The sequence below is a fragment of the Vibrio sp. CJQ_6 genome (genome assembly GCF_043106745.1).
Lineage (GTDB): Bacteria > Pseudomonadota > Gammaproteobacteria > Enterobacterales > Vibrionaceae > Vibrio > Vibrio furnissii.
Window position 1 is genome coordinate 305,865 of the sequence record NZ_JBICMV010000028.1, and the last position, 21,166, is coordinate 327,030.

The window sequence follows — 21,166 nt, forward strand, 5'->3', positions numbered from 1 at the left end:
TTATTCGTCTTTGTTGAGGACTTTGTTGATGTAATCTTCTTGCAGAATGTACATGCGTTTCACGTCGCGGTAGCGACCGTTGATGAAGAACTCCTGCACCAAATGCCCCTCTTCCACAAAGCCGCACGATTCATACAAATGCACCGCTTTTTCGTTCTCGATGGCCACATGCAGGTAGATTTTGTGCAGGTTCAAAATGGTGAACGAATAGTCCAGCGCTTTGTTGATCAACGTGCGCGCAAATCCCTTGCCTTGGTGATCCGGCGTGATGATGATTTGAAATTCGGCGCTACGGTGAATGTAGTTGATTTCGATCAGCTCGACGAGGCCAACCAGTTCTTTGTCGTCATTTTCGACCACAAAGCGACGCTCTGCGTTGTCGTGAATGTGTTTGTTATACAACTCTTCCAGTTCATCAAATGATTCATAAGGTTCTTCAAACCAGTACGACATGATGTTGCGGTTGTTGTTTAGGTTATGGATAAAACGCAAATCGCCGCGTTCAAGCGCTCTGAGGCTTAATTGATGTTTCATAACGATTCCTGATGTTCTCATCCTGACTCATGATGGGTCGTATCGGATAACGAATATAGCGCCGATTGATGGCAAAACAAGCCGTTACCACGAATTATTCTTTATCGAAACTGTCGACCACAATGGCGCCCATCGAGGCTGGCATGGCGATGACGATGATGCGTTTGAGCGACACCAGCGGTTCATCCAGCAGCGGCAGTTTATCCAGCGCCAGCAGCACAAACCCGACCACCAAAGCGGTGATGACGTAGGCAATTAAGATGCGAAACACGAACACCGGAATGCGCGCGCGAATGTTGCTTTGAAAGACGCTGCCATAGGCAAAGACGCCCAAGAAACCCAGCGATAGCGTCAGCAATAACAGGAGGTTGGGCAGCGGCAGCGAGGTGCCCAGTTGCCACGCTTCTTCTGAAAACGAGATGGGTACGGCAAGCGCAAATGCGCCCACGCAAACTTGTCCTGCATCTTCCAAATTAAAACTGAATTTCATCGATGTTTTCCCAGGCTGCTGATTCTGTTGCTCTTTTCACTGTACGCTGACTCGGCGCATTTGGCGAGCTTCGCCACGTCAAGATTGCAGTTGCTCGGCGATGAGCGCCGCGAGCACCGTCAAGCTGCGCAACCACGTTGCGTCATCGTTGAGGGTCGCGACACTAAAGCGAATGCAGTGATTGAACTGGCCTTGGGTGGCAAACAAATGTCCAGGTAACAGGCTGATTTTCTTTGCCAAGCAGGCATGATAAATGCGGTAGGTGTCCACCGTGTGCGGCAACGTCAACCAACACAGAAACGAGCCGTCCGGGCGCGACACATGATAGCGCCCGGCCAGTGCAGGCTGTTGTTGAAACGCTTGGTGTAACAAGCGCGCAAAACGCTGTTGGCGTTGCTGATAGACGCGGCGCATGCGGGCGAGGTGCGTGCGGTATTTGCCGGTGGTGAGAAATTCGGCCACCGCCGATTGCATTAAATTGAGGCTGCCCATGTTTTCACTCAGCAGTACCTTTTCGATTTGCGGCAGGTAGCGACCAGCCACAATCCAGCCGATGCGCAGGCGCGAGTCGAGGGTTTTAGACAGCGAGTTGAGGTAAATCACGCGCTCTTCGGTATCAAGCGCTTTGAGGCTGGGAATCGGCTCACCAAACCCTAGGCTGCCAAACACATCATCTTCAATAATGGGCAGCGTGCGCGTCACGGCAAGCAGCGCTTGGCGGTGACTCAAAGGCATTTGCGCCCCGGTTGGGTTATTGAAATTGGGCGTGACCAACAAGGCCTTGATTGGCCAGCGGGTCACGGCATCTTGCAGAGCGTCGATATCGATGCCGGTGGCGGGATGACACGCAATTTCAATTACACGCAATCCCAATGATTCCAGCAGCAATAAGGTGCCGAAGTAGCAGGGCGATTCTACCGCGACAATATCGCCGGGCTGCGTCAAGGCGCGCAGTGCCAAACTGATCGCTTGCTGGCCGCCGTGCGTGATGGCGATGTCACTCCGCTGGGCATCGATGCCGAGATCGCGCGTGATTTTGCGCAGTTGGCGCACCAGTTGATCGTGACCCGGTGGCAATTGATAGTGGCAGGGCATGTGGGTTTGCAGGCGACTGTGGCGGCCAATTTCAGCATACAAACTGCGAATGGCGGGCGAATCGGTGTCGGGATGCGCCGAGCCGGCCGGCATGTCGTGTTGAATGATCGGCTGCGTCAAAATGGACTTCGACATCGATAACAAATCAACGCGCGATGGCGGATGGGAAGGTGTCTCGGTTTTCAACGCCCGTTCAGCCACGCGATAACCCGAGCGCGGCACGGCATAGACCCAGCCTTGCGCTTCCAATTCTTGATACGCACGAATGACGGTGTTTTTGCCAACCCGCTGGCGCTCACTCAACTGCCGAATCGAGGGCAGCTTGTCGTGGGCTTGAAACAGGCCATCTTCCATCGACTGGCGCAGCTGCGCTTCCACATCACTGTATTTGCAATCGTCTTTCATTCTGTACCCATTAAAACGCTATCAACTGTGCCTTTTTAGTTTTTCTGTACCCAACTAAAGTAACGTCATTGTGACTCAGAACTCCAGAGATTTTTCCATGCTTGTCAAAATGATTCCGTTCCTGTTTGTGGTGCTTTGGGCGTCCGGCTTTGTTGGCGCTCGCTTTGGGCTGGCGTACGCTGAGCCCATGACGTTCTTAACCTTGCGGATGGTGTTTAACGTGTTGCTGTTTGCCGGGCTGATTGCTGTGCTCAAACGCCGCGTGCCGACGGGCAAATCGTTCTGGCACTCTTGCGTGACGGGGCTGTTGATTCACGGCCTTTATCTGGGCGGTACGTATCAGGCGATTTACTGGGGCATGCCCGCGGGGCTAACGTCACTGCTGGTGGGCATTCAACCGATTTTGACCGCGCTGCTTTTGGTCTGTATGGCGACCGAGCGTTTGAATCTGGCGCAGTGGGTGGGGCTGGGATTGGGCTTTGCAGGAATTAGCTGTGTGCTGCTGGGGAACATGGAGTGGCAATCGGACGCGCACCAATGGGCGGCGATTGGCATGTGTCTCATCTCATTGACAGGCATTACGCTGGGCACGCTGTATCAGAAGAAGTTTTGTCAGGGCGTCGACTTGATTGGCGGGGCTTTGGTGCAGTATGTGGCGGCGGCCGCGCTACTGATTCCTGTGGCGTTTAGTTTTGAAACCATGCAGGTGGATTGGACGCCGACCTTTATTATGACGCTCGCGTGGCTCGTGGTTGTGTTGTCGTGTATCGCCATTTTGCTGCTGTTGTACATGGTGGAGCACGGCGCTTCATCAAGTGTTGCCTCTGTGTTTTATCTGGTGCCGCCGACCACGGCGCTGCAGGCGTGGCTCTGCTTTGGCGAATCGTTTGATGCCCTTGGCGTGCTGGGGTTTGCGATGGCGGCGATGGCAGTCTATCTGGTGGTGAAAAAACCAGTGTTGCTGCGCCGCAACATGCCAGTTGCGCTTCGCCAAGACAGTTAACCGCGGTCGAACACGCGCCATTGGCGACTCGATATTCAAAAGCCCCGTGGATACGGGGCTTTGTCGTGATGGCTGCTCAAAGAATCGCGACGGCTTACAGGATCGCGACCGTTTCATCCGAGTAGCGCTGAATGATCGGGTTTTTGAGCTGCGCTTCGTCTGCCGGTTGCCATAAGCCGCGCTTGATGCCATTGACCACCATGTGAATCACCGCGGAATCGATGGCCGACATGATGGCGATATTGACCGGCTCGTTATTGGTGTAGCCCGATTCGAGTTCCAGCAGATCTTGATAGGCGATATAGCGAAAGACGCTGGCAGAGACCTCTTGCGAAAAGATGGTTTTGCTGGTGGTGACGCTGAGCACAATCTGCCCGGTGCGCACATCCACGGCGCGCAAATTGACCGTCACCTGATCCATGCGATATTGACCGTAAGCCGCAAAGCCAAGATAACCTGCGCCATGGCCACCGGTTTTGAGATCCGATTCATAGCCGATGATGCCGCCTTCAATCACCAGATTGGCCGATTTGAGCGCCGGTAAGTCGTCGCCAATGTTGGCGGGTGTTTGATCTTTTTTCTGCGCCGCGCGAATGATTTTGCGCTCGGTGAGCAGATTTTGCAGCCCCTCCCGCTCCAAAGGCAAGAACCAACCTGAATCAAGCAGCGCCGTGGTCAACATGGAGGTACCGCCTTGTGGAACCGCCGTGGAGAAACTGCTGTTGGGCGACGATTTGTATTGTCCGGTTTGATCGCGGAAATCGTACACCGACACCATGATCTTGCCTTTGGGCAGCGGTAGCTTCACCAAGTCGTTGTACGTGGGGCCACGTGGTGTCAGGGTTGGCGATTCATCGGCATCGGGAATCGACATCGAATTTGAACACCCCGCCAGCAGCGCAACACACAGCATCAGTCCTGTTTTCATGGTCCATGTCATCCTGTGTTACAGCCCAGACACTTGAATGTCGGTGGACTCACCCGTCGCCTTGTCGGTGATGGTGATGGTCAGGTAGCCGTCGTTATCGGTGATCACCAAAGAATAATCATTGGTTTCTAGGCTGCCGGCCTCTCCGGTCGCCAAAAGTTGGCTGATGAGGCGCGATTGCAAGCTGGAAGTGAGTGACGAGAGCACCGACGAGGAGCTGGAAGAGCCTGAGCTACCCTCGTAATCGTTGATGGCTTCCGCGCGTGAAAACAGGTGTGTGGTATTGAGCGGGTTGCCACCAAAAGTTGGATTGACGGGCTCATAAACCAGAGAAGAGCTGAACGCGGGGGCAGATAGAGTCGTGGCGAGCAGGCTGACCATGACTGCGTGAGTCACTCGTGGTGGGAGAACGCGACACTGCGCGCGGCATCCATGTTTTACGCTATTCATTGTGATGTCCTTGTGTGCTTCACTGTTACTGCAATTCGTCGTGGTCGAGATCAAACGTATCTGAATAGAGCCGTTCTATTTTCCAGCGCAATAAGTAATTGCTCACGGTCGCAACGGCGGCTTGTGCTTTCTCTCGGGCTTGTCCGGCGCCGGGCGACAACGTGGTGCGATACACCACTTTCTGTGAGTGCCAAACCGTGATAATGCTGCCTTGTGAGGCGGTTGCTCGCTCTTTCACCGTGAAGTTTTCATTCAGGTCGGGCTGGCTTTCATTCATGTATTTGGAAAATTCCGTATAAAAATTGCTGCCGATGCCTGTCATGGTTCGGTCGATAATGAGGCCGTTCACATCATTCAGATTCAACGAGTCATTACTTTCCAGTTGCTGGCCATTTTCCAAGCTCGCCTGATCCTCAGGATTGGCATTGCTTGAAGAACTCATTAACAGAAATATGGCAGAACAGAAGAAAAATACAGAACGTAATATTCTATTTCTCATTGTTGATACCATTATTATTAACATATTTTATTCAGCGCTAATCATAGGTTTTTATTGCCTGATTAGATATAAACTAAAGTCGTGGTTTTAATATTATTCCTATCATGCGAAGGAGTGTTTATTTCCTCACTTTTGAATAACTAAATTATAAAAAAATACTTTTAAATATTAATGTAAAGTTGATGGCTGGATATCGGTATCGCGATTAATCTATTTCTTCGAGGGCACAATGTTCTCTGCGTAAGGGAGGAAATATGTTCGTCAGTATAACTGCCTACGTCATGATGCTGTTGATGGAGGTCATCGTGATATTGATGATGTCCAACATGGCTTGGTCGCAAGACCGGAATAATCAAACACACGACGATATTGACACATCCGTCGCGTATTCGTGGGGTGGCACGGCGATCGGTCGCTTCGGTACTGGCATGGGTGATTTAAGTCCTTTCAATGAGTTGGAGGATGTTATCACCGCCGATAACTACGCTGAAGTCTCTATGGAGAATGCGATCGGTGGCGAGGTCACCATTGAACAGTATGGTCGTCAGGCTGGCAACAAAGTGAAAGTTATTCAGCACGACAGCAGAAGAAGTCAGGCAACAATTTGGCAAGAAGGCTCGGCGAACACGGCGTTAATTACCCAAACCGGAAACCAGAATAAAGCAGTCATTGGTCAGAGTGGTTATGGGCATGAAGCGTGGATTAATCAAAACGGTAACTTTAACGTAGCGGCTATTATTCAAACCGGTGCAGCGAGTTCGTTAAGTATTAATCAAACCGGACATAATAACCAAGCTTATATTGTCGATAAAGGTGGCTCTAATTATGGCATCAGTCAAAATGGTAATGACTATCTCGCCATAATTGGTGGTTCAGGGATTAATGTGTACGTCACGCAATACTAATAATAGCGTACGACACGTGTTGTCATTCCCGTCTATTCAAAAGTAACAATATGATATCAAGGAAAATGTCATGAAAACAAAAATTGCTCTATTCATCACCGCAGCGTTGGCATCAGGCAGTGCTTTGGCAAACAATGATGCAACGGCCAATCTTTATTTGACCAACGACTCGGCTGTTACGATTACGCAAGTCTCCTCATCTCAAGGTAACTCGGCGCTGATCGACTCCAGCTTCTCGTCTGGAAACACGCTGTCTGTGTATCAAAATGGCGGTGACAATGCGGCAACGATTCGCGCGTTTGACGTCGACGGCTCTACGCTGGCCATCAACCAAACGGGTGACACCAACACCGGCAGCATCACTGCATTGGGCGCGAAGAACGCCAACTTTTCCATCAATCAAGGCGGTGATTTGAATGATGCCTCGATCAAAACCGACAACTACCATCGTGGTCGCGCATACTCTTACGACAATGACACCGTTTCTGTGGTCCAAAATGGTACGGAAAACACCACCAGTGTTGAACTGAAACGTGGCACCGATGACAGCAACGTCTCATTGGCGGCGTCGGGTTCAGGCAACCAAGCTAACGTGGTGCTCGATTGGGCTGACAGCAGCATGGTGACGGGGAATGTGCAAGGCACTGACAACGTGGCCGATGTGCTGATTGACAGTGGTTACGGCAACGAAGTGGCATTCACGCAAAACGGCACCGCGAACCAACTGGATGTAGACGTGCTTTACAGTGACATCAACACCGTTCACGTCAATCAAACCGGTTCAAATAACGCTGCGGATGTCGACCTGATTGCCAGTGACGACAACGACATTTACGTGACACAAAGCAACTCTAATGCCGATGCGAACGTGTATGTGAACTGGAGTAGTAACAACACCATCAGCGTGGTGCAAACCTACGGGGATACGGCGAACGTGAATCTGGCCTTAAGCCACAACAACACGGTCGCGATCAGCCAGTACTAACGCAGCGCGACAACGGCACGTTGGCTATGACACATCACGAGACAGCGGCGCTATGCGCCGCTTTTTTGCTTCTCTCAACCGCCGCGATGGCGCAAGGGCATGAGATGACACATGTCGCCTTACTGGAGGGGCAATTGCAGGTGGATTGCACCTTCGACAGCGAGCACACATTGCACCTGACGGTCGAAAGTCAGGCCAGTTTTTCTGGTTCGGTGAGTGTGGTTTCGGCGTCTGGCAGCCGGATTTTGCATCGCTTGCAAGGGCAAACAACGCTCACCTTAGGCCTTGGGGCGGAGCAGTTACCGCTCACGCTGACGGCGGGCACGATGGCAGGCGAAAGTGAATCCCTCACAATTGGCGCAGAATGCAAAACGGCCCCTTGATGCAAGCGGCCGTTTTTTGTGTGTTGAAAGGTTGCGCTTATTCGCTCAGGAACTCGACGCCTTTCTCTTGGAACAGACGTTGGCACGCGCGGCCATCGCTGTGGAATAGGTGACAACGGTGCGCTGGAATACCGATAGTCAGTGTATCACCCACTTCGATATCGAGCGTGTCTGGTTGGCGGTAGATGATGTCTGAATCAGAACCCTTCACGTTCATGTACACCTGAGTTTCGTTGCCCAGTTTCTCCACAATCATCACTTTGCCTTCGATGCGTGCATCGCCGTCGTCGGCTTCAACCAAGTGTTCAGGACGTACGCCCAAAGACATGCGAGAGCCCGGTGTGACCGTGGTGCCATCCACAGGAATCCAGAATGAGAAGCCATTCGACAAGCTCACTTTTACGCGCTCTTTCTCGGCTTCATCAACCGTCACACTCATGAAGTTCATTTTCGGAGAACCGATGAAACCTGCCACGAAGCGGTTTTGTGGGTAGTGGTATAACTCAAGCGGTTTACCCACTTGTGATACAAAGCCTGCATCGAGGACCACAATCTTATCGGCCATGGTCATCGCTTCGACCTGATCGTGGGTAACGTAAATCATGGTGCAGCCCAGTTTACGTTGCAGTTTGGTGATTTCAGAACGCATCTGAACACGCAGCGCCGCATCCAAGTTAGACAGCGGTTCATCCAGCAGGAAGACATTCGGTTGCGAGACCAATGTACGGCCGATGGCCACACGTTGACGTTGGCCACCAGACAGCGCTTTCGGTTGACGATCCAGCAGGTGGCTCAGTTGAAGAATTTCGGCGGCGTGTTCAACGCGTTTGCTGATTTCTTTCTTATCGGCTTTTGCCAATTTCAGGCCAAACGACATGTTATCGTGCAGGTTGAGGTGCGGGTAGAGTGCGTAAGATTGGAACACCATGCCCACGCCACGTTTGGAGGGTTCGATGTCGTTCATGCGTTGGTCGCCAATGAACAGGTCGCCGGAAGTGATGTCTTCCAAGCCCGCGATACAGCGCAGAAGGGTCGATTTACCACAGCCTGATGGACCGACGAAGACGACAAACTCACCCTCTTTGATGTCCAAATCGACATTCTTAGAAATCAGCACATCGCCGTAAGCTTTACATACATTTTTTAACGTGACACTCGCCATCTAGCTCGTCCTCGGATCAAGATTTTTTAATGATTACTGCTCGTCATTATATGAACTTTTTTATAAAAAATGTCTGCGAGCAATAACAGTAGGAATACGTTTTAGGTGAATCAACGCTCTGGTGAGTGTGAATGATTCCGCGGCCAGGCCGCACATACCTTTTATGTTGATGCATCAAAGAGCTGGCAAGTAAGAAAAGAAAGGGTGATGCTTCAGACAAAGGATCTGAAGAAACCATCACCCATCAAAGCCAAGAATCGTTTGCTTCCCCCGACACAGATGCACGTCTCCCCCGTACAATAATTACCACGAACGCACCCTCTGTGACAGCAAACCAATTCGGCGATGCAAGCCAGTATTATCTGACATACTGGAAAGGTTCTTACCATCCACTCTTGGATGTATGCAGTTTCTGTGAATCAGGGAGTGAATACATCCTCCTAATCACTTTTTTTGCAGGGGGAGTAGTCAAGGAGGAGGTGGAGGGGTGAGAGAAACACCAAGTCTGATCGAGTTCAAATTATTGATTGCCATCAACTTGATAATGATCACAAACCTTGTTTTTTTTGTGACTTTTGTCTCGAACTCTCAACGATAGAGATCACGAAAATACGCCATAATGCAAAGGGCGTAGGGAGTAGGAGGATGAGGACGAGCCCGTTTTTTCTGATGATATATGGCGAAATACGGCGAAACCTCATCTGGTGAGCCCTACAACACTAATAAAAAGGATATGAACATGAAAAACGCCCTAAGCACGGTAGCGCTAAGTACTATGGTCGCTCTTGGTTCTTTTGGTGCACACGCTGCTATTCAAGAAGGACAACTGACTATCTGGATCAACGGTGACAAAGGTTACAACGGTCTTGCAGAAGTTGGTAAACAGTTTGAAGCCGACACGGGTATCAAAGTGACCGTGGCGCATCCTGATGGACTACAAGACAAGTTCCCACAAACCGCTGCGACGGGTGATGGTCCTGATATCGTGTTCTGGGCTCACGACCGTTTCGGTGGTTACGCTGAAGCTGGCCTGCTGGCTGAAATCAAGCCATCTCAAAAAGTGAAAGACGGCATCGTTGATTTCGCGTGGGATGCTGTGAAATACAACGGCAAACTGATCGGCTACCCAGTTGCGGTTGAATCGCTATCTCTGATCTACAACAAAGACCTTGTGCCAAACCCACCAAAATCTTGGGAAGAAGTGGCTGCGCTTGACGCGAAACTGAAGAAAAACGGCAAGTCTGCGATCATGTGGAACCTGAAAGAACCGTACTTCACATGGCCTCTGATGGCTGCTGATGGCGGTTACGCATTCAAATACACCTCTGACGGCTACGACGTGAAAGACGCGGGTATCGACAAGAAAGGCGTGAAAGAAGCGATGAGCTTCGTGAAAGGCTTGGTGGACAGCGGCGTGATCTCTGCGGACATGGACTACTCAGTGTCTGAAGCGCAGTTCATCAAAGGCAACACGGCGATGACCATCAATGGTCCTTGGTCTTGGAGCAACATCGACAAATCAGGCGTCAACTACGGTGTCACCACGCTGCCGAAATTCAACGGTCAGTCTTCTAAACCATTCGTGGGTGTATTGACTGCGGGTATCAGCACAGCGTCTCCAAACCGTGATTTGGCCGTTGAATTCATCGAGAACTACCTGCTGACTAACGACGGTCTGCGTGCGATGAACAACGACAAGCCACTGGGCGCGGTTGCACTGAACTCATTCCAACGTGAACTGGATGCAGATGCACGTATCGCAGCGACCATGGATAACGCCATGAACGGTGAAATCATGCCGAACATTCCACAAATGAACGCATTCTGGGGCGCAGCGAAAAACGCCATTATCAACGTCGTTGATGGCCGCCAGACTGTAGACGCTGCTCTGGCAGACGCAGAAAAACAAATGACGAAATAAACCATCCTTCGTCAACTATTTTGAGGAGGGGGCAACCTCTCCTTACTTTCCCATTTTTTTATTTCGCTAGCAGGTTGTTCTATGCAGTCAATTCAAGGTACAGAGGCGATGTCAGCACCAGCAACGACACTCCCGGCCAACAAGCGCGCATTCATCAAATGGGCCGTATTAGGCGCAGTGGGTATCGTGAATGGCTATGCAACGATTCTAATGTATTCCCGCGGTGAGCTGGCTTTTGCTTTGCTGACCCTGATTCTAACCGCTCTTGCGCTCTACATTTTCGGCAGCAAGAAAACATACGCGCATCGTTATATCTATCCAGGTGTCGCCGGGATGATCCTATTCATCCTTTTCCCATTAGCCTATACGGTGAACCTGGCGTTTACCAACTACAGCGCCAAAAACCAACTCTCCTACGAGCGTGCTCAATCTGTCCTGATGGACCGTACGTTCCAAAGCGGAGAAAGTTATTCATTTCATCTCTACAGCACAGAAGATGGTTACCGCATCTCGATTGAAGACGGTGACAAACTGTACGCAACCCCGGCGTTCTCGATTACCAATGTGCCTTCGGATCTAGACCTTGCTCCGATTGACGCCATCAGCGGTGAGAAAGAACCGATTAAAACCATCATCAGCAATCGTAGTGCGCTGGGCGGATTGGACTTGCATTTCCCATCGGGCGATGACATTCGCATGAGTGGCTTGCGTAAGTTTGCGGCGGTCGTTCCGCTGTACACCATGCAAGAGGATGGTGAAACGCTTTACAACAACCGCACCGGTGAAACGCTGCGCCCGAATATGGAACTGGGTTTCTACCAGCCAATCGATGAAAACGGCGCGTTCGTGGGCAACACGGTGTCGCCAGGTTTTGTGGTCTCTATCGGAACACACAACTTCGAACGTGTGTGGAAAGATGATGGCATCAAAGAGCCGTTTATCAGCATCTTCATCTGGACGGTTGTGTTCTCCGTGCTGACGGTGATCTTTACGCTCATCATCGGTCTGATTCTGGCGAGTGTGGTGCAGTGGGAAGAGCTGAAAGGCCGCGCGGTATACCGTGTGCTGCTGATTCTGCCTTACGCGGTGCCGGCGTTCATTTCGATTCTGATCTTTAAGGGCTTGTTCAACCAAAGCTTTGGTGAAATCAACATGGTGCTACAAGCGCTGTTTGGGATCAGCCCAGCTTGGTTCTCAGACCCATTCTTGGCGAAATCCATGGTGATGATCGTCAACACGTGGCTGGGTTTCCCTTACATGATGATTCTGTGTATGGGCCTGTTGAAAGCTATTCCGGAAGATTTATACGAAGCGTCAGCGATTGACGGCGCGAACTTTGTGCAGAACTTCAAGAAGATTACACTGCCTCTGATGATTAAACCGCTGACACCGCTATTGATTGCAAGCTTCGCGTTTAACTTCAACAACTTCGTGATGATCCAATTGTTGACCGCCGGTGGTCCGAACATGATCGGCACCTCGGAACCAGCAGGTTATACCGACCTTTTGGTGAGCTATACCTACCGTATCGCATTTGAAGGCGCAGGTGGTCAAGACTTCGGTCTGGCAAGTGCGATTGCAACGCTGATCTTCCTGTTGGTCGGTGCACTGGCACTCATCAACCTACGTTTCACTAAAGTCAGTCAGAATTAAGAGGAGCGACGACGATGGCAATGGTTCAAGGTAAATCGCTCAAGTACCGTGTGTGGGCCACACACATCGCATTGTGGGCATTTTTGTCACTCATCATCTTTCCACTGTTGATGATTGTCGCTATCTCATTTCGTGAAGGTAACTTCGCAACGGGTAGCCTCATTCCAGACAACCCGTCTCTGGAACACTGGAAACTGGCGCTGGGCTTTTCGGTCACCAACGCGGATGGTAGCGTAACACCGCCACCTTTCCCGGTACTGACTTGGTTGTGGAACTCGGTGAAAATCGCGGCAATCTCATCCGTGCTGATTGTGTCGCTGTCGACCACATCGGCTTACGCGTTTGCTCGTATGCGCTTTAAAGGCAAAGAAACCATCCTGAAAGCGATGATGATTTTCCAAATGTTCCCAGCGGTACTGGCGCTGGTGGCTATCTACGCACTGTTTGACAAGCTAGGACAGTACATTCCGTTCCTCGGGTTGAACACGCATGGCGGCCTGATCTTCTCTTACTTAGGCGGTATTGCGCTGCACGTATGGACGATTAAAGGGTACTTTGAAACGATTGATAATTCGCTGGAAGAAGCGGCGGCACTGGATGGTGCAACCCCTTGGCAAGCGTTCAGACTGGTCTTGTTACCGTTGTCTGTGCCGATTCTCGCCGTGGTGTTCATTCTGTCGTTTATCATGGTGGTGGGTGAAGTTCCGGTAGCATCGTTACTACTTTCTGATGTAAACTCGTACACACTCGCGGTTGGTATGCAGCAGTATTTGTACCCTCAGAACTACTTGTGGGGCGACTTCGCGGCAGCGGCAGTCTTGTCTGCACTACCAATCACTATCGTATTCCTGCTTGCACAACGCTGGTTAGTCGGAGGCCTGACAGCTGGTGGTGTCAAAGGATAACAACGATAATGGCGACCGCAAGGTCGCCCATTTTGTCCACCCTTAACACTTTTGGTTTGGCCGCCGATCAGTTAAGAAGGAGACAATTCTGGCGTTACGCATAGCTGGCTGTTAGCTCTATTCCTTACGTATCATGACTAACAGTTTTTGTAACCAAAACCTGAGCTGAGCTCAGGTTTTTTTATGTCTGCCGTTTGGGGGTGGCCTCGTGTGATGACCTTCCATGCGGAAACCGATTCAGTATATAGACGGTGTGAATGGACAAAAGGTGAGCGGAAAAGGAGTGCGAGTCAGATCTGAATTGTTGGTGTAAGCGGCGCAAATCCTGCAGAAAAATCAGAACTCACGACTGGACGGCGCGCATCCGATGTATTGCAGCAGCACGTACAGGCTTTCTTGCTGTAGCGCGACTTTACGAAACAGATCGGCAAAGGTGTCATCCCCGCCAAAGCAAGCGTTAATATAGTGGTTGATTTCGGTGGGCTGATACCCTTCAACATACAGGGTGCGAACCCATTGGTACTCGACGGCTTTTGGATTGGATAAGGTTGTTTCACTGAGAGTGATATCGCTGAGCGTTAATGCCATGGGTCTGTTTTCTCGGTCGTGTCAGGCACACGTTTGCCTGATCATCGCGCATTAAAGCAGAGAAAAATGAACGTTCGATGACAGTGGACGGTGATTGGCTGCAACAGCGGTTGATTCGAGGGCTGCGGTTGATGAGAAGACTGAGGTTGATAGGAACACAGCGGCTGAAGCGCCGCTGTGACGTAAAGCGGTGCGAAAGGGCTATTTGGCTTTAAGGTATTTCACGTGCGCTTCCATCTCTTCGCCGATCTCGGTGCGCATATTCATCAATCGGACGGCGGAGTTGTGCAGTTCGATGTCTTCTTGCGTGGTGGGGATCCATTCCGGTACTGCGGTGGGTTTACCACTTTCATCCACGGCGACCATGATCACGATGCAATGCGTGGTCAGACGGTTTTTCAACTCTTTTGGATCGCTGGCCTGAACATCAATCGCGATGTGCATGGAGGTTTTGCCGGTGTAAATCACTTTGGCACTCACTTCGACCAAGTTGCCGACATGAATCGGCGCCACAAAACGAATGCCCCCGGCGTAAGCGGTGATGCAGTATTTGCCACTCCAAGCCGCCGAACAGGCGTAGGCCGCCAAGTCGATCCATTTCATCACGGCGCCGCCGTGCACTTTACCACCAAAATTCACATCACCGGGCTCTGCTAAAAAACGCAGAGTAATATCTCGTTTGCCACTGCTCATAGGCTGATCCTTCATTATTCAACACGGACAAGGGATTGTTCTGTACTAATAACGAATCTATAACTTATTCGCAATGTTTTGTTCATTTTGTTTCGCTTTGCCGGTGAAAAAGGCAAGAAAAAACCCCTTTTGCGTGCAACAAAAGGGGTCTCATGTCGGAATGGTACGATTAATTATATTCGGGTGTACCTTAATTTTTAGCCAACTGATTGCTAGTAAATCAGAGGGCCTGATAATAATGTAAACAAGGCTAAGACGTAACTGTTCGATCGGACAGGTTTCCTCATTTAAGAGATTGTTTAGCGTGATTTCTCCATTAACCAATAGGAGAAGTCCGATGAGTATCTCAATCCACAGTTATCAATTCACTACCGTTCCAGCACACGACTACCTGGCGCTGCTTAAACTGCGCTTTAAGGTGTTCTCTGAACGTTTGCACTGGGAGCTGGAAACCCATGAAGGGTTAGAAAGCGACGAGTACGACATTCCAAGTGCCCATTACCTCTATGCAAAAGGGGATGAAGGGCACCTGATTGGCTGCTGGCGCATTTTGCCAACCACAGACAACTACATGCTCAAAGATACCTTTCCGGAGCTTCTGGGCGACGTACAGGCCCCGAAAGGCAAGCGTATTTATGAACTGAGTCGTTTTGCGGTCGACAAAGAGTTTTCGGCGCAATCCGGCGGGGTGAGTAACGTCACGATGAAGATGTTCCAATCGCTCTATCATCACGCGCAGCGTCAAGGCATTGAACGGTATGTGACCGTCACCTCGACTGGCGTAGAAAAGCTGATTAAGCGACTGGGCATTCCGTGTGAGCGGGTGGGGGACAAGCAGGTTCACATGCTGGGCGATACGCGCTCCGTGGCGTTGTTGATCCCCATGAACGACCACTATCGTGAGAGTGTGGGCGCTTAATTCAAATATAAGGATTGATATAGCCACCTAAGATGGCTTTAGTGATAGCTTGGTAGCGATTCGTCGCGCCAAGCTTTTTACAGGCATTGGCGATATGAAATTTCACCGTGCGCTCAGAGGTGTCGATGATCTTGGCAATCTCCCACGCACTTTTCCCCTCTGCTGCCCAAGTGAGGCATTGGTTTTCTCGGGCGGTCAATTCAATACGCGGCGCCGCATCTTTGTGGCAGCGTGCGATGTTATGAATGTTGTGCGACAGCAGTGGAATGATCAGTTGCGAGGTTTGAATCGCTTCACTGTTGAGCTCGTAATGGCGCGTATCCGAGGTGGCGAAACTCAACATCCCAAACTCACCGCGCAGGCCGTGAATCGGAATCGAAAACCCTTCTTTTAAGCCGTTAATTCGCGCTTCTTCAAACATTTCGTGCGCTTGATTGGATGCCACGGGAATCTGCGACCATCGAATCGGTAAAAAGTTGGTCATGCTGTATTGCACGATCGGGTCAACGTGCATGAAGCCTGCTTCATCGTATTGTTGACGCCAACTGGCTGGGTAGTTATCCGTGATTAAGGTTTCACTGGTGGTCAGTGTCGGTTGCAATGACAGTCCAAACAAGAAGTATTCGTGGTCGATAATATTATTTAGCGCCGCCAGCGTACTCTCCAGATTTTCGTAACTGGTGATCACTTGGTTTTCTTGAACAAGGCGGAGAATCTTCTGCATTTAAGGATAATAATCTAAGAGCAATAATGAGATAGTGATATTAATATCAGATAAGCGCGAAAGGCAAGATGACATTAGTCTGATGTCCGGATTTTGTGCGCAGGTGGGCGAAAACGAAAGAAAGCGCGGACTCGCGCTTTCTAATTAAGCCACTTGAATGGTGACTTCGTGCTCTTTCGCAAAATTCGCGATTTCTTTTGGTGGTTCTTGATCGGTGATGATCAAATCCACATCGGCCAGCGTGCCGAGCTTCACCATGGCGTTGCGGCCAAACTTACTGTGATCGACGGCGAGAAAGACGCAGCGGCTGTTTTCGATAATGGCACGTTTCACTCGCACTTCATGGTAGTCGAAATCGAGCAGCGAACCGTCGTAGTCGATACCACTGATGCCGAGAATGCCAAAATCAAGCCGGAATTGAGAGATGAAATCGAGCGTGGCTTCCCCCGTGACGCCGCCATCTTTGTTGCGCACTTCACCGCCGGCCAAAATGATACTGAAATCCGGTTTCGCCATCAAAATGGTCGCGACGTTGATGTTGTTGGTCACGATGCGCAAGTTATGGTGCTCATCCATCAAAGCGCGAGCCACCGCTTCGGGGGTGGTGCCGATGTCGATAAACAGCGTGGCACCGTCGGGAATGTGTTTGACCAGCGCGGAGGCCACTTTCTCTTTTTCGCCTTGCGATGTCACCTGACGCGTATGATAGGACGAGTTTTCAGAACTGGTTGCAATGGTGGCGCCGCCGTGGTTGCGACGCAATTTGTTGTCATCCGCCAGCTCATTCAGATCACGGCGAATGGTTTGTGGGCTTACATTGAATCGTTCAACCAGTTCGTCGGTGCTGACAAACCCTTGGCTTTGAACCAATTCGATGATTTCTTGATGGCGTTTTACCGCTTTCACAGGCATGTCCTTATACATTGAATTGCTACAAGTGTACGGTTTAGCGCACTAAATTCAATTGATTAGCGAGAGTTTTACAACGTTGCTGTTCGTTTTAAGCTTCGTTTCACATAAAACGAACATGACCTGCCGCGGCTTTTGATGCTCATATGAGCATTCATGCTTACGCCTGCGCTGCGTTTTCAACGGGTTTGATTACTCTGCGACGTACTTTCAGTTGCGACAGAATCACCCCGCTGACCACCATCACGCCGCCCAAGACATGATAAACGTGAATCTGTTCGCCCAGCAGCGTGGCCGCTAAGCTGACCGCAACCACGGGCAGCAAGTTCATAAACATAGCGGTGGAATCTGCGCCAATCGCATCGATGGCTTTGATCCACATCCAAGGTGCTAGCAAAGAGGCCGCAACTCCAGCGTAAGCGATCAGCGGCAGCGACCCCTCGGTTGGAAGCAAGTGGTCGCTGGTTAGCCATAAGGGCACCAGCATGATAACCGCACACACGCCTTGCAGGTAGATTAACGTCCAGTTGCTCAATGGCATTTTCCAGCGTTTTAACAGCACGCAGTAAATCGCATACACCAGTGCCGCCAAGACCATCAAGCCGTCGCCTTGCGTCACGTCTTGGTTGAGAAAGAACAGCACATCGCCCTGACCCAGCATAAATGCCAGCCCTGACAACGAAATCACGCCGCCAACAATACTCAAACCGGAAATGCGTTTGTTCAGCAGCGGCACGCTGATGAACACGCTCATCAACGGCACCAGCGAGGTGATGAGCGACATGTTAGACGCGGTGGTGGTTAACCCCGCGTAATAGCCGAGCGATTGGTTCAGCACCATGCCGATCAATGCCAAAAAGGCCAATTTTGCTAAATAGGGTTTGATGATGTGACGCTGACGAATCACCGCTGGTAAACAAAACGGCGTTAAAATCAACATGGCTAAAAACCAGCGATAGAAGCTCATCGCACTGGGTTCGATGGTGCTGGCTGCAAGTTTATTGACGATGGAGTTACCACCCCAAATCAGCACAGTAAACAGTGGAAGAAGATAAATCATGTGCGCCTCGTCTCAATTTGCGTCATGGAAACTAGTTTGACAGGTCTATATAATTACATATATCTCTAAAACGACATTGCGAGCGATAGGAAGACAAGTTTGAAAAAACGCGCCAGAAACCTTCATCCATCATTATCAATCGAGCGTGCACCATCCGACGTATTTATGAATTTCGAGGCGTTTTTGTCTAATACCGAAACGCGCGAACACAGCCACCCCTGGGGGCAGGTTCAGCTCATCTCGGGGGGAATTTTGGAGATGGAAGCGGAAGACACGCGCTTTCTTGCGCCGCCGCATTTGGCGATTTGGGTGCCAGCCGGTATTCGCCATCGCAGTTACAATCGAAAACCAATCGAGTATTGTTCCCTCAACATCGCTGCGGCGATGACCACGGCATTCCCCAGCAAAACCAGCCTGATCAAAGTCACGCCAATTGTTTCGGCGATCATTGATGATTTTCGTCAACGGGAAATCAGCGTGGCGGAGGCGCCGCAGGACCTGCGTTTGGTGCAAGTGTTGCTCGACCAGTTGGCAACCCGTGAAACTCAGCACCATTTTCTGCCATCAAGCAGCAATAAGTATTTAGCGCCGATTTTGTCGGCGGTGGAAGAGAACCCGACCGATGACACCAGCTTGCAACAGTGGGCCGAGCGCGTGCACACCACGGAGCGCACCTTGGCGAGGCACTGTCAGGCGGAGTTGGGCATGAGTTTTACCGAGTGGCGACTGCGCGTGCGCTATCTGTATTCGATGGATTTGCTGCGCAACGGGCATTCGGTGAAAGAAGTGGCGCTGACGTTGGGATACAACCAAGCCAGTCCGTTTATTGCGATGTTCAAAAAATACTCCGGGCAGACCCCGGAGCAGTATAAAAACCGTTTGTTGTGATCGCCATGAGGCGTGATACACGGCGGTGTTGGCGTTAAACCTCAGCCAGCACACTCAACTCACTTAATCTGAGTCAACACATAGTCCAGCGCGCCAACAATCGCAGCCACTTGCGCATCGTTACACTCTTCATCGGTAACGCTCGGGCTGTCTGGGTACACTTCGGTGGTGGAGCCATACACACAATTGGTTACGCCGCCGCACAGACCCAGAGCCTTCATCGGATAAAGAATCACGCCGTCTTGCACCACTGCCGAGCCAATAATTTCGCCGTTGTCATCGGCTGGCGCGATATGGGTCACTTGGCGCACCGATTGAATGATTGCCGCCTGAAATTCAGGTTGTGGGTTGTCGCTGTCGCCAACGGTGTAAAAGCCATCCGGAATGATGCCGGCGTCATAGGCGATACCATCGCGCGCCGCCAATGCCGGGCGAAACTCACTTTCGTCAGTATCGGTGGTTTCGTGCAAATCAATATGCATCAAGACGTTTGGCAGCGTTGCCACGAGGCTCATCAGATTCGCGGATTCCTCAGCTGGGGTTTCGGCATAAAACGACCGGTTGGGATCAATCGCATTTGGGTTCCAGCGGTTGATCGTCTCGTAACCCCATGGGCTGATACAAGGCGCGGCCACAATATTGACATGAGATTCGTAGCGTTTGGCTTGGGTCGCGAGAAATTTCAGCGCGCCGTGAACGCCACTGGTTTCGTACCCGTGCACGCCACCGGTGATCAACATGGTCGGCTTATCGGCTTGCCAATCGCGTGTTTTGATGCAAAACAGCGGAAAACGCGCTGGATCGTACGACAGTGCGCCATATTGTTCGACCTCAAAAGCAGAGCGCAATGCTTCAATTTTGGGCACCACTTCACGTTGGTATTCTCGTTTGACGGTGGCTTGTGCGCGCCAAGCTTGGCGTTCAGATTCACCCCAAGGTTGACCTGGCGTGCCAATGGGGTAGGTGTATGCAGAGTTCATGGACTTTCCCTGTAAGTGGAACAAGCTAAGCAGAGTAATCCGCCAACGCCCGGTGTGCAACTGTGGCTCAGGGTGACGATGTGTTTTGCGACTTTTCTTGTGGTTATGACTAACCGATTCACCGGGTTAGTGTTACATTTCGTTTCATCGATTCCTGATAACAAAAAGAGACTGTTCATGGCTGGAGCGAGCTTACTGACTTTGTTGGACGATATTGCGACGGTGCTGGATGACGTTGCCGTGATGTCGAAAGTAGCGGCCAAAAAAACCGCAGCGGTACTGGGTGATGATTTGGCGTTGAATGCCCAGCAAGTGTCGGGCGTAACGGCAGAGCGAGAGATCCCGGTGGTGTGGTCAGTGGCCAAAGGATCGTTTCGCAACAAATTCATTTTGGTGCCGGCAGCGCTAATCATCAGTTCAATTGCGCCTTGGCTCATCATGCCGCTACTGCTGCTGGGTGGGTTGTTCCTCTGTTTTGAAGGCGCAGAGAAAGTGCTGGAAAAGCTGTTTCACACGCAGCCGGAGACATCACCGGAAGAAGCCCTAGACGCGTTGGGTCAGCTCAGTTTGGAAGAGTACGAGCAGAAGAAAGTGAAAGGGGCAATCCGCACCGACTTTATTCTGTCGGCCGAAATCATTGTGATTGCGCTGAGCGCCGTTCAAGGCAAAGAGATGATGACGCAAATTGTGGTGGTGAGCTTGATTGCCATGATCATGACCGCTGGGGTGTACGGGCTGGTGGCTGGGATCGTCAAGCTTGATGACTTGGGCTTTTATCTTGAACGCAAGTCCAAAGGCCAAGGGTGGCTGGCAAGCGTGGGCGGTGTGTTAGTCAGTTTTGCGCCGAAGTTGATGAAAGCGCTTACCGTGGTCGGCACGGCGGCGATGTTCTTGGTCGGCGGTGGCATTGTGGTGCACAACGTACCGATGATTCATCACTGGATTGAGCCGGTGTTGATGGATTTGCCGAATCTGTCGTTGGTGAATTCACTGGTTCCGGTGGTGCTCAATGGCTTGATTGGTCTGGTTGCAGGCTTAGTGATTGTGGCCGTGATGGAAGTAGTGCACAAAGTACGCGGCCATTAAA

The 21,166-nt window shown here is 51.0% G+C and carries 22 protein-coding genes and 1 pseudogene; 10 read left to right on the forward strand and 13 right to left on the reverse strand.

Features of this window, described 5'->3' with window-relative positions; translation table 11 throughout:
• The 3 genes and pseudogenes from speG to ACF8PK_RS16240 form a co-directional block, all read right to left on the reverse strand.
• Positions 1–534, reverse strand: coding sequence for a spermidine N1-acetyltransferase (gene speG / locus ACF8PK_RS16230; protein WP_206981171.1), 534 nt, complete (start codon positions 532–534; stop codon positions 1–3).
• 94 nt (positions 535–628) lie between these two features.
• Positions 629–1,030: pseudogene (locus ACF8PK_RS16235) on the reverse strand (DUF2391 family protein); the annotation flags it as partial.
• A gap of 72 nt (positions 1,031–1,102) precedes the next feature.
• Positions 1,103–2,524, reverse strand: a complete 1,422-nt coding sequence (locus ACF8PK_RS16240; protein ID WP_172562800.1) for a PLP-dependent aminotransferase family protein — start codon at positions 2,522–2,524, stop codon at positions 1,103–1,105.
• Between the two features lie 97 nt (positions 2,525–2,621).
• Between ACF8PK_RS16240 and ACF8PK_RS16245 the strand changes: the two genes are divergently transcribed.
• Positions 2,622–3,527, forward strand: a complete 906-nt coding sequence (locus ACF8PK_RS16245) for a DMT family transporter (protein WP_275724851.1) — start codon at positions 2,622–2,624, stop codon at positions 3,525–3,527.
• Positions 3,528–3,621: 94 nt separating this feature from the next.
• Here ACF8PK_RS16245 and ACF8PK_RS16250 read toward each other — a convergent pair whose 3' ends face one another.
• The 3 genes from ACF8PK_RS16250 to ACF8PK_RS16260 form a co-directional block, all read right to left on the reverse strand.
• Positions 3,622–4,455, reverse strand: coding sequence for a CsgG/HfaB family protein (locus tag ACF8PK_RS16250; protein WP_004727657.1), 834 nt, complete (start codon positions 4,453–4,455; stop codon positions 3,622–3,624).
• Between the two features lie 18 nt (positions 4,456–4,473).
• Entirely contained in the window at positions 4,474–4,836 is a 363-nt protein-coding gene (locus ACF8PK_RS16255; RefSeq protein WP_004727658.1) for a curli assembly protein CsgF, read from the reverse strand.
• Positions 4,837–4,930: 94 nt separating this feature from the next.
• Positions 4,931–5,347 (reverse strand): CsgE family curli-type amyloid fiber assembly protein, encoded by a 417-nt coding sequence (locus ACF8PK_RS16260; RefSeq protein ID WP_392442400.1) that lies wholly within the window; start codon positions 5,345–5,347, stop codon positions 4,931–4,933.
• 311 nt (positions 5,348–5,658) lie between these two features.
• Between ACF8PK_RS16260 and ACF8PK_RS16265 the strand changes: the two genes are divergently transcribed.
• The 3 genes from ACF8PK_RS16265 to ACF8PK_RS16275 all read left to right on the forward strand — a co-directional run bounded on the left by ACF8PK_RS16265 (position 5,659) and on the right by ACF8PK_RS16275 (position 7,677).
• The gene (locus ACF8PK_RS16265) at positions 5,659–6,309 is read left to right on the forward strand and encodes a curlin subunit CsgB (protein ID WP_392442402.1); all 651 of its coding nucleotides are present in this window, start codon (positions 5,659–5,661) and stop codon (positions 6,307–6,309) included.
• A 70-nt stretch (positions 6,310–6,379) separates the two neighbouring features.
• The gene (locus tag ACF8PK_RS16270; RefSeq protein ID WP_004727662.1) at positions 6,380–7,294 is read left to right on the forward strand and encodes a hypothetical protein; all 915 of its coding nucleotides are present in this window, start codon (positions 6,380–6,382) and stop codon (positions 7,292–7,294) included.
• A 26-nt stretch (positions 7,295–7,320) separates the two neighbouring features.
• The gene (locus ACF8PK_RS16275) at positions 7,321–7,677 is read left to right on the forward strand and encodes a hypothetical protein (RefSeq protein WP_392442405.1); all 357 of its coding nucleotides are present in this window, start codon (positions 7,321–7,323) and stop codon (positions 7,675–7,677) included.
• Between the two features lie 37 nt (positions 7,678–7,714).
• Here the strand turns inward: ACF8PK_RS16275 and malK are convergent, their stop codons facing one another.
• Positions 7,715–8,839, reverse strand: a complete 1,125-nt coding sequence (malK, locus tag ACF8PK_RS16280) for a maltose/maltodextrin ABC transporter ATP-binding protein MalK (RefSeq protein WP_014258045.1) — start codon at positions 8,837–8,839, stop codon at positions 7,715–7,717.
• A gap of 739 nt (positions 8,840–9,578) precedes the next feature.
• Here malK and malE point away from each other — a divergent pair.
• From malE to malG, 3 genes are all read left to right on the forward strand, one after another.
• Entirely contained in the window at positions 9,579–10,760 is a 1,182-nt protein-coding gene (malE, locus tag ACF8PK_RS16285) for a maltose/maltodextrin ABC transporter substrate-binding protein MalE (RefSeq protein WP_038152314.1), read from the forward strand.
• Between the two features lie 81 nt (positions 10,761–10,841).
• Entirely contained in the window at positions 10,842–12,413 is a 1,572-nt protein-coding gene (malF, locus tag ACF8PK_RS16290; RefSeq protein WP_158108888.1) for a maltose ABC transporter permease MalF, read from the forward strand.
• Between the two features lie 14 nt (positions 12,414–12,427).
• On the forward strand, positions 12,428–13,318 hold the full coding sequence (gene malG / locus ACF8PK_RS16295) for a maltose ABC transporter permease MalG (protein ID WP_004727667.1): 891 nt from the start codon (positions 12,428–12,430) through the stop codon (positions 13,316–13,318).
• A 336-nt stretch (positions 13,319–13,654) separates the two neighbouring features.
• Here the strand turns inward: malG and ACF8PK_RS16300 are convergent, their stop codons facing one another.
• Both ACF8PK_RS16300 and ACF8PK_RS16305 read right to left on the reverse strand, forming a co-directional pair.
• Positions 13,655–13,906, reverse strand: coding sequence for a hypothetical protein (locus ACF8PK_RS16300; protein ID WP_004727668.1), 252 nt, complete (start codon positions 13,904–13,906; stop codon positions 13,655–13,657).
• Between the two features lie 201 nt (positions 13,907–14,107).
• A complete protein-coding gene (locus ACF8PK_RS16305; RefSeq protein WP_014258046.1) occupies positions 14,108–14,599 on the reverse strand; it encodes an acyl-CoA thioesterase in 492 nt (163 codons plus the stop codon).
• 337 nt (positions 14,600–14,936) lie between these two features.
• On the opposite strand from ACF8PK_RS16305, the gene ACF8PK_RS16310 reads away from it, so the two are divergent.
• Positions 14,937–15,518, forward strand: a complete 582-nt coding sequence (locus ACF8PK_RS16310; protein ID WP_004727670.1) for an acyl-homoserine-lactone synthase — start codon at positions 14,937–14,939, stop codon at positions 15,516–15,518.
• A gap of 1 nt (position 15,519) precedes the next feature.
• On the opposite strand, the gene ACF8PK_RS16315 is transcribed toward ACF8PK_RS16310, so the two are convergent.
• The 3 genes from ACF8PK_RS16315 to ACF8PK_RS16325 form a co-directional block, all read right to left on the reverse strand.
• Positions 15,520–16,242 carry a LuxR family transcriptional regulator gene (locus ACF8PK_RS16315; RefSeq protein WP_238771260.1) on the reverse strand — a complete coding sequence of 241 codons (723 nt, stop codon included), beginning with the start codon at positions 16,240–16,242 and terminating at the stop codon, positions 15,520–15,522.
• A gap of 144 nt (positions 16,243–16,386) precedes the next feature.
• The gene (locus tag ACF8PK_RS16320) at positions 16,387–17,148 is read right to left on the reverse strand and encodes a DeoR/GlpR family transcriptional regulator (RefSeq protein WP_004727672.1); all 762 of its coding nucleotides are present in this window, start codon (positions 17,146–17,148) and stop codon (positions 16,387–16,389) included.
• Positions 17,149–17,311: 163 nt separating this feature from the next.
• A complete protein-coding gene (locus ACF8PK_RS16325) occupies positions 17,312–18,211 on the reverse strand; it encodes a DMT family transporter (protein ID WP_392442412.1) in 900 nt (299 codons plus the stop codon).
• 99 nt (positions 18,212–18,310) lie between these two features.
• On the opposite strand from ACF8PK_RS16325, the gene ACF8PK_RS16330 reads away from it, so the two are divergent.
• Complete coding sequence (locus ACF8PK_RS16330; RefSeq protein ID WP_014258049.1) at positions 18,311–19,099, forward strand: helix-turn-helix domain-containing protein; 789 nt, start codon at positions 18,311–18,313, stop codon at positions 19,097–19,099.
• 59 nt (positions 19,100–19,158) lie between these two features.
• Here ACF8PK_RS16330 and ACF8PK_RS16335 read toward each other — a convergent pair whose 3' ends face one another.
• Positions 19,159–20,079, reverse strand: coding sequence for a M14 family metallocarboxypeptidase (locus tag ACF8PK_RS16335; RefSeq protein WP_392442414.1), 921 nt, complete (start codon positions 20,077–20,079; stop codon positions 19,159–19,161).
• 177 nt (positions 20,080–20,256) lie between these two features.
• Between ACF8PK_RS16335 and ACF8PK_RS16340 the strand changes: the two genes are divergently transcribed.
• Positions 20,257–21,165 (forward strand): DUF808 domain-containing protein, encoded by a 909-nt coding sequence (locus ACF8PK_RS16340; protein WP_392442416.1) that lies wholly within the window; start codon positions 20,257–20,259, stop codon positions 21,163–21,165.
• The last annotated feature ends 1 nt before the right edge of the window (position 21,166 follow it).

Coding starts and splice junctions, on each gene's coding strand:
- speG (WP_206981171.1), bottom strand. CDS start 534: ATGAAACATCAATTAAGCCTCAGAGCGCTTGAACGCGGCGATTTGCGT.
- ACF8PK_RS16240 (WP_172562800.1), bottom strand. CDS start 2,524: ATGAAAGACGATTGCAAATACAGTGATGTGGAAGCGCAGCTGCGCCAG.
- ACF8PK_RS16245 (WP_275724851.1), top strand. CDS start 2,622: ATGCTTGTCAAAATGATTCCGTTCCTGTTTGTGGTGCTTTGGGCGTCC.
- ACF8PK_RS16250 (WP_004727657.1), bottom strand. CDS start 4,455: ATGAAAACAGGACTGATGCTGTGTGTTGCGCTGCTGGCGGGGTGTTCA.
- ACF8PK_RS16255 (WP_004727658.1), bottom strand. CDS start 4,836: ATGGTCAGCCTGCTCGCCACGACTCTATCTGCCCCCGCGTTCAGCTCT.
- ACF8PK_RS16260 (WP_392442400.1), bottom strand. CDS start 5,347: ATGAGTTCTTCAAGCAATGCCAATCCTGAGGATCAGGCGAGCTTGGAA.
- ACF8PK_RS16265 (WP_392442402.1), top strand. CDS start 5,659: ATGTTCGTCAGTATAACTGCCTACGTCATGATGCTGTTGATGGAGGTC.
- ACF8PK_RS16270 (WP_004727662.1), top strand. CDS start 6,380: ATGAAAACAAAAATTGCTCTATTCATCACCGCAGCGTTGGCATCAGGC.
- ACF8PK_RS16275 (WP_392442405.1), top strand. CDS start 7,321: ATGACACATCACGAGACAGCGGCGCTATGCGCCGCTTTTTTGCTTCTC.
- malK (WP_014258045.1), bottom strand. CDS start 8,839: ATGGCGAGTGTCACGTTAAAAAATGTATGTAAAGCTTACGGCGATGTG.
- malE (WP_038152314.1), top strand. CDS start 9,579: ATGAAAAACGCCCTAAGCACGGTAGCGCTAAGTACTATGGTCGCTCTT.
- malF (WP_158108888.1), top strand. CDS start 10,842: ATGCAGTCAATTCAAGGTACAGAGGCGATGTCAGCACCAGCAACGACA.
- malG (WP_004727667.1), top strand. CDS start 12,428: ATGGCAATGGTTCAAGGTAAATCGCTCAAGTACCGTGTGTGGGCCACA.
- ACF8PK_RS16300 (WP_004727668.1), bottom strand. CDS start 13,906: ATGGCATTAACGCTCAGCGATATCACTCTCAGTGAAACAACCTTATCC.
- ACF8PK_RS16305 (WP_014258046.1), bottom strand. CDS start 14,599: ATGAGCAGTGGCAAACGAGATATTACTCTGCGTTTTTTAGCAGAGCCC.
- ACF8PK_RS16310 (WP_004727670.1), top strand. CDS start 14,937: ATGAGTATCTCAATCCACAGTTATCAATTCACTACCGTTCCAGCACAC.
- ACF8PK_RS16315 (WP_238771260.1), bottom strand. CDS start 16,242: ATGCAGAAGATTCTCCGCCTTGTTCAAGAAAACCAAGTGATCACCAGT.
- ACF8PK_RS16325 (WP_392442412.1), bottom strand. CDS start 18,211: ATGATTTATCTTCTTCCACTGTTTACTGTGCTGATTTGGGGTGGTAAC.
- ACF8PK_RS16335 (WP_392442414.1), bottom strand. CDS start 20,079: ATGAACTCTGCATACACCTACCCCATTGGCACGCCAGGTCAACCTTGG.
- ACF8PK_RS16340 (WP_392442416.1), top strand. CDS start 20,257: ATGGCTGGAGCGAGCTTACTGACTTTGTTGGACGATATTGCGACGGTG.